The 10,516-nt window shown below is 50.2% G+C and carries 12 protein-coding genes and 1 pseudogene; 10 read left to right on the top strand and 3 right to left on the bottom strand.

The features are described from left to right. The 4 genes and pseudogenes from IV433_RS26435 to IV433_RS20195 form a co-directional block, all read left to right on the top strand. Positions 1-613: RHS repeat-associated core domain-containing protein (locus IV433_RS26435; protein WP_195815524.1), on the top strand; the 613-nt coding region annotated here is incomplete at its 5' end. A 43-nt stretch (positions 614-656) separates the two neighbouring features. Further along, positions 657-1,028 carry a hypothetical protein gene (locus IV433_RS20205; protein ID WP_195815525.1) on the top strand — a complete coding sequence of 124 codons (372 nt, stop codon included), beginning with the start codon at positions 657-659 and terminating at the stop codon, positions 1,026-1,028. Positions 1,029-1,533: 505 nt separating this feature from the next. After that, positions 1,534-1,782: pseudogene (locus IV433_RS26430) on the top strand (ankyrin repeat domain-containing protein); the annotation flags it as partial. Between the two features lie 50 nt (positions 1,783-1,832). Beyond that, entirely contained in the window at positions 1,833-2,189 is a 357-nt protein-coding gene (locus IV433_RS20195; protein WP_195822786.1) for an ankyrin repeat domain-containing protein, read from the top strand. A 66-nt stretch (positions 2,190-2,255) separates the two neighbouring features. On the opposite strand, the gene aaeR is transcribed toward IV433_RS20195, so the two are convergent. Continuing rightward, positions 2,256-3,194 carry an HTH-type transcriptional activator AaeR gene (gene aaeR / locus IV433_RS20190; RefSeq protein ID WP_195815527.1) on the bottom strand — a complete coding sequence of 313 codons (939 nt, stop codon included), beginning with the start codon at positions 3,192-3,194 and terminating at the stop codon, positions 2,256-2,258. A gap of 286 nt (positions 3,195-3,480) precedes the next feature. Between aaeR and aaeX the strand changes: the two genes are divergently transcribed. Genes aaeX through aaeB form a run of 3 tightly spaced genes read left to right on the top strand, consistent with a single transcriptional unit; the run spans position 3,481 to position 6,593 of the window. Next, positions 3,481-3,684 (top strand): p-hydroxybenzoic acid efflux pump operon protein AaeX, encoded by a 204-nt coding sequence (gene aaeX / locus IV433_RS20185; protein WP_104924238.1) that lies wholly within the window; start codon positions 3,481-3,483, stop codon positions 3,682-3,684. Positions 3,685-3,691: 7 nt separating this feature from the next. Further along, positions 3,692-4,627, top strand: a complete 936-nt coding sequence (gene aaeA, locus IV433_RS20180; RefSeq protein WP_195815528.1) for a p-hydroxybenzoic acid efflux pump subunit AaeA — start codon at positions 3,692-3,694, stop codon at positions 4,625-4,627. A 10-nt stretch (positions 4,628-4,637) separates the two neighbouring features. Then, a complete protein-coding gene (aaeB, locus tag IV433_RS20175; protein WP_195815529.1) occupies positions 4,638-6,593 on the top strand; it encodes a p-hydroxybenzoic acid efflux pump subunit AaeB in 1,956 nt (651 codons plus the stop codon). Positions 6,594-6,663: 70 nt separating this feature from the next. On the opposite strand, the gene IV433_RS20170 is transcribed toward aaeB, so the two are convergent. Further along, positions 6,664-7,245: a maltose acetyltransferase domain-containing protein gene (locus tag IV433_RS20170; protein ID WP_195815530.1), complete on the bottom strand. Its 582-nt coding sequence runs from the start codon at positions 7,243-7,245 to the stop codon at positions 6,664-6,666. Between the two features lie 185 nt (positions 7,246-7,430). On the opposite strand from IV433_RS20170, the gene IV433_RS20165 reads away from it, so the two are divergent. The 3 genes from IV433_RS20165 (at position 7,431) to IV433_RS20155 (ending at position 9,745) form a co-directional block, all read left to right on the top strand. Continuing rightward, positions 7,431-8,891, top strand: a complete 1,461-nt coding sequence (locus IV433_RS20165; protein WP_195815531.1) for an NAD-dependent succinate-semialdehyde dehydrogenase — start codon at positions 7,431-7,433, stop codon at positions 8,889-8,891. Positions 8,892-8,984: 93 nt separating this feature from the next. Beyond that, complete coding sequence (locus IV433_RS20160) at positions 8,985-9,446, top strand: ribonuclease domain-containing protein (RefSeq protein ID WP_195815532.1); 462 nt, start codon at positions 8,985-8,987, stop codon at positions 9,444-9,446. Positions 9,447-9,451: 5 nt separating this feature from the next. Further along, on the top strand, positions 9,452-9,745 hold the full coding sequence (locus IV433_RS20155) for a barstar family protein (protein WP_165061611.1): 294 nt from the start codon (positions 9,452-9,454) through the stop codon (positions 9,743-9,745). 47 nt (positions 9,746-9,792) lie between these two features. On the opposite strand, the gene yjgA is transcribed toward IV433_RS20155, so the two are convergent. Continuing rightward, positions 9,793-10,344, bottom strand: coding sequence for a ribosome biogenesis factor YjgA (yjgA, locus tag IV433_RS20150; RefSeq protein ID WP_101074947.1), 552 nt, complete (start codon positions 10,342-10,344; stop codon positions 9,793-9,795). Positions 10,345-10,516 lie beyond the last annotated feature (172 nt).

The following is a 10,516-nucleotide window of genomic DNA, read 5'->3' as shown; positions in this document are numbered from 1 at the left end:
TAATCCGTACAAACTGCGGCAGCCCATAAGAATGCAGGGCCAGCATTACGACGAAGAATCGGGGCTGCATTACAACCGCCACCGTTATTATGACCCGGCTCTGGGGCGGTATATTACGCAGGATCCGATTGGGTTGATGGGAGGGGGGAATTTATATGTTTATCCGCTGGATCCGGTCAAAGGAATTGACCCATTAGGGCTAACACTTGTATCAGCAAATTTGCCAGGACTAGGTGATACGTATCTAGATGACTCTTTCTTACCTGCTGTAGAAAGTTTTATCTCTTATGCCTCTGAAAATGGCGTTAATTTACATTTTAACAGCGCATACCGAAGCCCTCAGCATCAGGCCGCATTACACAATGATCCAAATGCAATTACACCTGCAGACCGAAGCCTTCATTCGTGTGGATTCGCAGTGGACGTCAATTACAGTAGTCTGCCAGCAAGCCAACAACAAATTGTTCTTGCTGCAGCTTCGGCTGCAGGACTTAGTTGGGGTGGGAATTTCCGAACACAAGATCCTCCACATTTTTATAGTGACCCTGGAGGAGATAGAGACTCATTAATTCAAAATGCTACACAAGAATATCTTCGTTTAACGGGGCAGTAAGCTAAAGGTTTATAATATGCGAAAAAATATAATGTGTTCGTTAATGATTGTTATTTTATTTAGTTTTAATTTAAAAGATTCAATGGCATTATCAAAAAAACCATTTAAACTCACAGGAGTTTTTTCCAGTCTACATTTTAATAACGAATCCGGAGACCTTTTGGGGGAAGAATTGATAATACTTTACTCAAAAGATGGATATAATGTCATTTTTCAAACCAGCGAGGGTGAGCCTACTGTGCCAGTTATTACGAAAGCAGAAATCGAAAAGGATATAATCACATTCACATTGCCACCCCCTCTAGACATACATGGGGAATTTTCAGGAGAAATTTCAAAAGAGAAAATCATTGGAAAATTTGAAAGGAATGAGCAAGTGTTAATATTAATGAGAAAGAATAGCTATTGGCAATGACTAAAAAACTTGAGATTGGTTAAATGTTGCTTTCTGCTCGTCATGTGTATCTATATCATTATTTTTATCGAGGTTTAAATATTTGAATGACCAGATTTTTCGTGTTTTTTGTTACTTTCTCAATTTTTTTAGTTATGATTTTATTTGCAAAAAAAGAAACATTGATATAAATACCTTGTCAGATATGTTTAAAATATATCGCCGGTTTTCTTCTTTTAAAGAAAAATCATTTTCATTACTAATGTTGTTTTGTATATGCGGTAGCGAATTGACTAGGTTTATAACAATTGACGTTAGTTTTTGGGCCGAAGGTAAAGGATGTGTTTTCCCAACAAAATACGGCACAAATAAATGAAGTTTTGAATGCATTGCGCAGATCAGCTACCGATGTTAAACGTTACTGTAGGCCTTCAAGTAAATGAAAAATTTTTATTCTGATGATTAACCTGATTTTTTCTAAGAACCAAAGAATTATCACTTTAAGTCTAATCTTCTTCAAACATATCCAATAAATTACGCCGCATCTCGAGGTGAGGTTAAAATAGTTAAAAAGCTAATTGGACTGGGAGTCGATGTTAACTCGCAAGGAGACCAAGGTTATACCCCACTGCAAGAGGCAGCATCTAAAGGATATATTGATGTCGTCAAATTATTAGTTGATCATGGCGCCGATCTTGATTTAAAAATGAATTCGGAAAAAACGCCTCAGAACTTGCCGAATCAAAAGGTGAGGTTGAGGTTTTTAAATTCTTGAAAGAATTTGAGAGAAAGTTATTTATAGTTGACTCGAATGAACTTCTTTTAATGTATAAATTAAATGAATTATTTCAGGAAGAAGACATAAGCATTAATACTATGTCAGAATATGGCGAGTTGCCAATTCATATAGCCGCTAAGAGAAGAAGCATATCTGAAATGAAATGTCTCTTACATGCAGGAGTTGATGTAAATGCAACAACTGATGACGGGCATTTTTTGACGGCTCTTCATTACTCCATTGGGCAGGGTGATTTTGAAATGATGAGGTTGTTACTGCACTCTGGCGCCGATTTTGAAATAAAAAGTGGTTTCGGTTATACACCTTTCGATCTAGCTATTATTTTCGGAGAAGAGAAATTAATTTATTTCCTTTATAGTTTTATGTCTGGAAAAGGATATTGATAGTCCCTGAAGTGGAAAAATTAATCTCATGAGATTATTCGTACAAATGTGATTCAGAAGATTAAATCAATTCCACTGCGTCACTTTCTTGCCATGCCGGTATCCCTGATACACCTTGCTGACCCGTTTGAAGTAATCGGTCAGGTAATCCAGACACACCTGTACTTTCAGCGGAAGTTTGTCTTTTTCCGTGTACAGCGCGTACACCGGGCGCGGATCGGACTGATAGCTTCTGAAAAGAATCTCCACGTCACCGGCGTTAATCTCTTCAATCACCCACATCAGCGGGACGTACGCAATGCCGACACCGGCTTTCAGCCAGCGGATCATGGTCTGCGAATCGTTGGTGACGAAACGCCCTTGCGGCGTGATACGCGTGGAAATACCTTCCGGCGCGATCAGTTCAAACTCGCTGTCCGGACGGACGCTGTATTCCAGCCACGAAAAATTCACCATATCGGCAGGTTTTTCCGGCGTACCGTGCTGCGCCAGATAACTGCGCGCCGCGCACACGACCATTGGCATGGAACCCAGCCGCGTGGAAAACAGGCTGGAATCCTGCAAAGCACCGACGCGGATCACCACGTCCAGACCGTCGGCAATCAGATCCGGCGCAGGAATGCCGGTCACCAGATTGACCGTCAGACCGGGGTATTCAGTCAGCATTTCGGCGGTCATGGCAGCAAGAACATTTTGTGCCATTGTCGATGAGCTGCCGATGCGCAAAGTGCCGGTTGGCGTGTTGTTGAAGGCATACAATTGTTCATGCACTTCACGCACGTCATGCAGCATTTTCCGGCATCCCTGATAGTAAAGCTTCCCGGCTTCTGTCAGGCCGATACTGCGGGTGCTTCGGTTTAGTAATTTGATTTGTAAGTCATTTTCCAGTTTCGAAATGGTCTGGCTAATGGCGGAAACGCTCATGTCGAGGCGTCGTGCGGCGGCGGTAAAAGAACCGCTTTCCACGACCTGAGCGAATATCGACATGCGTTTTAATCGGTCCATTGTTAACTCTGGCTTAAAAGTGATTTAGATCACAGAACGTTGATTACTTGATAATAAGCACGCTAATATACCCGTCCGGGCGATAAAACTCAGGTTTCTGATTTCCTGAATCAATGCTTACCTTCGCACACTTCCCTGGCAACCCCACAGTTTCATTGAGCACTTCCCAGTGAATTATTTATCTCCGGGGACGCGTGGCATTGCCTAAAATAATGAATAATGCGTGCGCGGGACGAGCAGGTCTGCCCGTCGTCACTGCTGCTGGTAATAATGTAAGGAATTTTTGATGAGTTTGCTTCCGGTAATGGTGATTTTCGGATTGTCGTTTCCACCGGTATTTTTTGAAATACTGCTGGCGCTGGTGGTGTTTTTCCTGCTCCGGCGGGTATTACAACCGACTGGTATTTATGACTTTGTCTGGCATCCGGCGTTGTTTAACACAGCATTATATTGCTGTCTTTTTTACCTGATTTCCCGCTTGTTCGTCTGAGGCCGTTGTGAAAAATTTCTCTATAAAAATAATACGTTATGCAATTACGCTGATTCTTGTCGTTCTGGCTGTCATCGCAATCTTCAGAGCCTGGGCGTTCTATACCGAATCACCGTGGACCCGTGATGCCAAATTTACCGCTGACGTTGTGTCGATAGCGCCGGATGTGACCGGTTTAATCACTGACGTGCCGGTGATTGATAACCAGCTGGTGACCAAAGGTCAGGTGCTGTTCAAAATCGACCAGCCGCGTTATCAGCAGGCGCTGGACGAAGCGAGCGCTGACGTCGCTTATTATCAGGCGCTGGCCGCCGAGAAAAAACGCGAAGCCGGACGCCGTGTGAAACTGGGTGTTCAGGCAATGTCGCAGGAAGAAATCGATCAGGCGAACAACGTACTGCAAACCGCGCAGCATCAGCTGGCGAAAGCGCAGGCCGCGCGCGATCTGGCGGTACTGGATTTAGAGCGTACCGTGGTTGTCGCGCCGGCTGATGGCTGGGTCACCAACCTCACGGTGCATCCGGGCAACTACATTAACCGTGGTTCTACCGCCGTTGCGCTGGTGAAGAAAAACTCTTTCTACATTCTGGCGTATCTGGAAGAAACCAAATTGCAGGGCCTGAAAAAAGGCGACCGCGCGGAGATCACTCCGCTGGGCAGTAACCGCATTATGCACGGCACGGTAGACAGCGTCGCGGCGGCGGTCACCAACAGCTCGTCTTCGGCGGCGACCAACGGTCTGGCGACTATCGACAGCAATCTGGAATGGGTGCGTCTGGCGCAGCGCGTGCCGGTGAAAATCGTGCTCGACGATAAAGACCAGCAGCATCCATACCCGGCGGGAACGACGGCCACCGTCGTAATCACCGGCAGTCATGATCGTAAACAAGATGAAGGCACGCCGTTCCTTCGCCTCCTGCATCGCCTGAGAGAGTTTGGCTAAGGCCGGAAAGATGAATAGCGTACTTATTCCGCGCGTACGGTTTGCGTTCAAGCTGACATTTGCCATTCTTGGCGCTCTGGTGCTCGGCTTCTATCTGCAACTCGAAACGCCACGCTGGTCGGCCATGACCGCGGCCATTGTGACCTCCGGCCCGGCGCTTGTGGCGGGCGGAGAGCCGTTTGCCGGTGCTATCCGGCACCGTGGTTTTCTGCGCGTTATCGGGACGTTTATCGGTTGTATCGCGGCGCTGGTGATTGTGATTACCACTGCGCGTGCGCCGGTCGTCATGCTGTTACTGTGCTGTATCTGGGCCGGTGTCTGCACCTGGTGGTCTTCACTGGTGCGGATCGAAAACTCCTACGCACTGGGGCTGGCAGGGTATACCGCGCTGATCATTGTCGTGACGTCCGCCAGTTCACCGCTGCAAACGCCGCAATTTGCGGTTGAGCGTTGCAGTGAAATCGTTCTGGGGATTTGCTGTGCGATTGTCGCTGACCTGCTGTTTTCTCCACGTTCCATCAAAAAAGATATCGACCGCGCCGTCAGCCAGCTGATGCTTGATCAGTTCGCGCTGATGCGGATTTGTGTGAATAACGCGGCGAAGGAAGATATCGATAAGTCCTGGAATAACCTGGTGAAAAGCACCACGGCGCTGAACGGTATGCGCAGCAGCCTGATGATGGAATCGTCCCGCTGGCAACGTTGCAACCGGCGCCTGAAAGCCTTGCACAGCATGTCGCTGAGCATGATCACGCAGGCCTGTGAAACGTACCTGATTCTGCAAACTTCGCCGGAGCGGTTATTTCCGGAGTTGAAAACCCTGTTTGACGAGCCCGCCGAAAGCGTCGGCGACGTTCACCGGCGGCTGAAACAACTGCGTCAGGTTATTGCCGGTATGCACAGCGATAATGTGCTGATGACCGTCAGCGCCTGGGCCGGTGCGGGCACCCGCGCATTATTGCTGATGAAAGGCGTGCAGACCAACAGCAGCATCAGCACTGTTGAAAGCGGCGTGCTGGATGGCGAAGTGGTGGTGCGCCCGGTTTCTGCCGAACGCCATCACGCGATGGTCAACGGTTTGCGAACCTTTACGTCGACGGCGATTGGTTGCCTGATGTGGCTGTGGACCGGCTGGACGTCGGCCAGTGGTTGCGTGATTATTATCGCCGTAGTGACATCTCTGGCGATGCGGACCCCGAATCCGAAAGGCATGGCGATGGACTTTATCGTCGGCATGTTGCTGGCGATCCCGGTCGGCTCAATGATGTTTATGCTGATCATGCCCGCGACGCAGCAAAGCCTGTTCCTGCTTTGCCTGATGCTGGGGATTTTCACCTTCTTTATCGGTATTGAAGTCACGAAACGCCGTCTCGGAATGCTTGGTTTGCTGGCGGGCACCATTAATATCCTGGTGCTCAGTAACCCGATGAAATTCAACGTGACGTCGTTTCTCGACAACGCGCTGGGGCAGGCGATCGGTACGTTCATTGCGATGGCGGTGTTGTTGATTATTCGCGATAAATCCCGCGATAAAACCGGCCGCACATTGCTTAACCGCTTCATGAGCAGCGCGGTTTCAGCGCTAACGACTAAAGCCTATCGCCGTCGTGAAAACCATCTTCCTGCGCTTTATCACCAGCTTAATCAGCTGCTGATGATGTTCCCGAATGACATCGGCAAATACCGTCTGGCGTTGCAGCTGATTATTGCGCATCAGCGCATGAAGCAGGTGGAAGTGCCGGTTAACGATGAGCTTTCCGCATTCCACAAGAAAATCCGTAATACCGCCGATCAAGTGGTGTCATCGGGCGAAGGTAAGCGCACGTATTATTACCAGCGCCTGCTGAAAGAGCTGGAGGAATATCAGGAAAAACTCGCCGACTATGAGGCGCCGCCAAAAGTCACCGAACCGGTGCGGCGTCTGACCGAATTGCTTCACCGGTATCAGCATTCTTTCCTCGCCTGATTTTTCAGTACGGCAAAAGGCCGGTGCAGTTCACCCTGCACCGGCCTTTTTACTTTTTGCTTTCAGACTTTTATTTTGAGAACGCTTCGCGATCTTCCGCCGTTATCTCCCGCAAAACCCGGCACGGTACGCCTGCTGCCACCACGTCTGGCGGAATGGATTTCGTCACCACGCTGCCCGCGCCAATCACGCTGTTGCGGCCGATGGTGACGCCCGGATTCACAATCACGCCGGTGCCGAGCCAGACGTTATCTTCGATAACCACCGGGAGGGAGAACTGTTGTCCGGTGATACGGATTTCAGGATCGACGGGGTGTCCGGCGGTCGCCAGTGTGACATTCGGCGCAATCATCACGTTATCGCCAATCGTCACCGTGGCGTCATCCACCACCGTGAGATTGAAGTTGGCGTAGAAGTTCTTGCCGATATGAATATGCGTGCCGTACGCGACGCGCAGCGGCGGCTCGATCCAGCCGTTTTCGCCGATGCTGCCCATCATGTCTTTCAGCAACCGCTGGCGTTTTTCTTCTTCCGACGGTCGGGTCAGGTTGTAATCATAAACGCGCTCTTTCCCGGCGCGGCGCTCTTCGGGCAGTCCTTCGCCCATGTCGGTATAAAGCTCGCCAATGTTCATTTTTTCGCGTGTCGACATGCTTTCTTCCTTTTTAAAATGAATCAGATTGCAGACAGTTTACGGAGTGCCACGCCGGCTGTGAACGTATGACATTCAACTTTGCGAGCTGTGTCTCTCAGTGCTGTCTGACAGACGCTTCCTTCTCAGCCGCTATACTTAATGCAATCCCGTGCGTTAAACGGCATAAATCAGGAGGATCCCTAATGTCTGCCCATTCTCAAAAACTGTCCGCGCATCCTTTATTCAAGACCGGTTATTTTACCGGCGGCCAATGGCATGAAGCCAAAAACACCTTCGATGTCCTGAATCCCGCGACTGGTGATGTGGTGGCAAAAGTGGCGAAGGCCGGAAAAGCCGAGGCCGAAGCTGCCGTCAAAGCCGCCAGCGACGCTTTCCCTGCATGGCGGAAAACGACCGCAAAAGCGCGTTCGGAGATATTGCACCGCTGGTATGAACTGATGCTGGAGAACAAACAGTTTCTCGGCGAACTGATGGTGGCCGAACAAGGCAAGCCGCTGAAAGAGGCGCTGGGCGAAGTCGATTACGCCGCCAGCTACCTGCAATGGTTCAGCGAGGAAGCCAAACGAGCCAACGGTGAAATCATCCCTCCGGCGAAATCCGGCTCCCGGATCCTCGCCACGCGCGAACCGGTCGGCGTTGTCGCGGCCATCACGCCGTGGAACTTTCCGCTGGCCATGCTGACCCGCAAACTTGGCCCGGCGCTGGCTGCAGGCTGCACCGGCCTTATCAAACCGGCGAATAACACGCCGCTTTCCGCTTTTGCATTATTGCAGCTGGCGAAAGACGCGGGCGTGCCGGATGGCGTCATCAACGGCGTGGCGGGCGATACACAGGCTATCAGCGATGCGATTATGGCCAGCGACAAAGTAAGAAAAGTGTCCTTTACCGGTTCGACGGAAGTCGGGAAAACGCTGGTTCGCAACAGCGCCGACACCATGAAAAAAGTGTCGATGGAACTGGGCGGTAACGCGCCGTATATCGTGTTCGATGACGCTGATATTGAAGCCGCCGTCAAAGGTGCAGTGACCTGCAAATTCCGCAATACCGGGCAAGTCTGCGTGTGCATCAACCGCATCTACGTGCAGGACGGCGTATATGACACATTCGTTTCCCGCCTGGTGGAAGAAGTGCGCAAACTGAAAGTCGGCAGCGGTATGGACGATGGCGTAATCGTCGGGCCGCTGATTGATATCAAAGGGCTGGAGAAAGTGGAAGACCATGTCAAAGACGCGCTGGAGAAAGGTGCGCGCCTGATGGAAGGCGGGCAGCGACATAAGCTGGGCGGTAACTTCTTCCAGCCGACCGTGATTGCCGATGCCACCGATGATATGAAAGTCGCGCATGAAGAAACCTTCGGCCCGCTGGCGGCTTGTTTCCGTTTCAACACGGAGGAAGAAGTCATCCGGCGCGCCAACGACACGCCTTTCGGGCTGGCGGCGTATTTTTACAGCCAGAATCTGCAACGTGTTTTCCGCGTCGCGGACGCCATCGAAAGCGGCATGATTGGCATTAACGAATGTGCGATTTCCAATGAAGCCGCGCCGTTTGGCGGAGTGAAAGAGTCTGGCCTGGGGCGCGAAGGTTCCGTGCTGGGGCTGGAAGAGTATTTGCAGGTGAAAACATTACATTTGGGAAATCTATAAGTCCGCTTTCCCGAAGCTCTGTTTTGAGAAAAAATAATTTTGAGAAACAATAATCAGCAACCGACGGTTTATCGCATTACAAAAGGGACGTCAATGAAGGCATTTAACGGGCTGCGTTCGCGCACTTTTTCACGCAATCTGATCATGGCCGCCGTCGTCATTCTGGGGCTGGCTGGTGTTGCCGGGCACGTTGTCGCAAAATCGACATACAATCAGGGCACAATCGTTTCGGGCACCGATGAGCAAACGGTGGTGAGCTATTTGCGCCAAAATCATAGACTACCTGAATACTACATCACCAAGAAAAAGGCACGGGAAGCGGGCTGGGATGCGCGTGCAGGAAATCTGTGCGACGTCTTGCCGGGAAAAGCCATCGGCGGGGATCGTTTCTCAAACCGGGAAGGGCGTTTACCGGCGGCTAACAAACGCGTATGGCGTGAGGCAGATATCAACTATCGCTGCGGACGCCGCGGCGCTGACCGCGTGCTGTTTGCCAGCGACGGACTGATTTATGTCAGCCGTAACCATTATCAGAATTTTGTTCGGGTGGAGTAATGTCGATGAAAAAAGTGAGCTTCGATTTTAATCATATCCCGGATTTACCCGCATTCTACGGCGAGTTTGCCCGTCAGTTTGAACTGACCGACGAATTCGGCGCGAATCTGGACGCACTCTGGGACGAGGTGACTGGCGGTATAGCGCTGCCGGTTGAAATTGATTTCTTAAATCTGAACGCCAGCCGCAAACGGCGCTTTGGTGCGCTGATCCTGCTGTTTGAAGAGGCGGAAGAAGAACTGGAAGGCGAGCTGCGGCTGAACCTGCTGGAAAAACCTGCCGCGAAAGCGAAAGGCTAAAAAGAAAAAACCCGCCATTTCGGTGACTCAAAAGGCGGGTTTTTATTTTAGTCCTGGCCTTCAGCCAGTTCGCGCAGATACTGGAAAATCTGGCGGTAAGATTTTGGCGGCTTGTTCGTCGCTTTCTCTTTTTGCGCGTTACGGATCAGCGCGCGAAGTTGCTGACGGTCAGCTTCCGGATAGAGAACTAAAACGGAAGGAATGACATCGTCGCCTTCTTCGACCAGACGGTCACGCAGCATTTCCAGTTTATGGAACAGCGAAACCTGCTGGTTGTGGCGGTTTTTCAGTTTATCCAGCGCGGTCTGGATCGGCTCAACGTCACGGGAACGCAGCATTTTACCGATCAGCTGCATCTGGCGGCGACGGCCTTCTTTCTTGATTTTCTGCGCAAGATTGATGGCGGCGCGGAGATCTTCATCCAGCGGCAATTTGTCGAGCGAGTTATTACCCAGATCAACCATTTCTGCACCGAGATCTTTCAGCGCCTCGGCGTCACGTTTGATTTCACTTTTACTGACCCAGATGATCTCATCATCTTCTTCGTTCGCGTTGTTATCCGGAACGTCGTCGTGCCAGTCGTCAATTTTCTTTGTCATGGGCGCTTCCTCTTAACGAGGTAATCCTGTCAGTTTGATTGTGCTTTATTGCTTCGGCCGCATTATGCCACAGTCCTCTATATTCTGTTGCAACTTCGGTTTAACACTGTCGGACTGAAAGCGAAATTATGGCGAGTCTCTGTTAGACTCAAAGGTATTCGTCTTCATAATT

Source organism: Rahnella laticis, from assembly GCF_015644585.1.
Taxonomy (GTDB): domain Bacteria; phylum Pseudomonadota; class Gammaproteobacteria; order Enterobacterales; family Enterobacteriaceae; genus Rahnella; species Rahnella laticis.
Note: the sequence above shows the minus strand (reverse complement) of the source record. Positions and strands in the feature narration are given on the sequence as shown.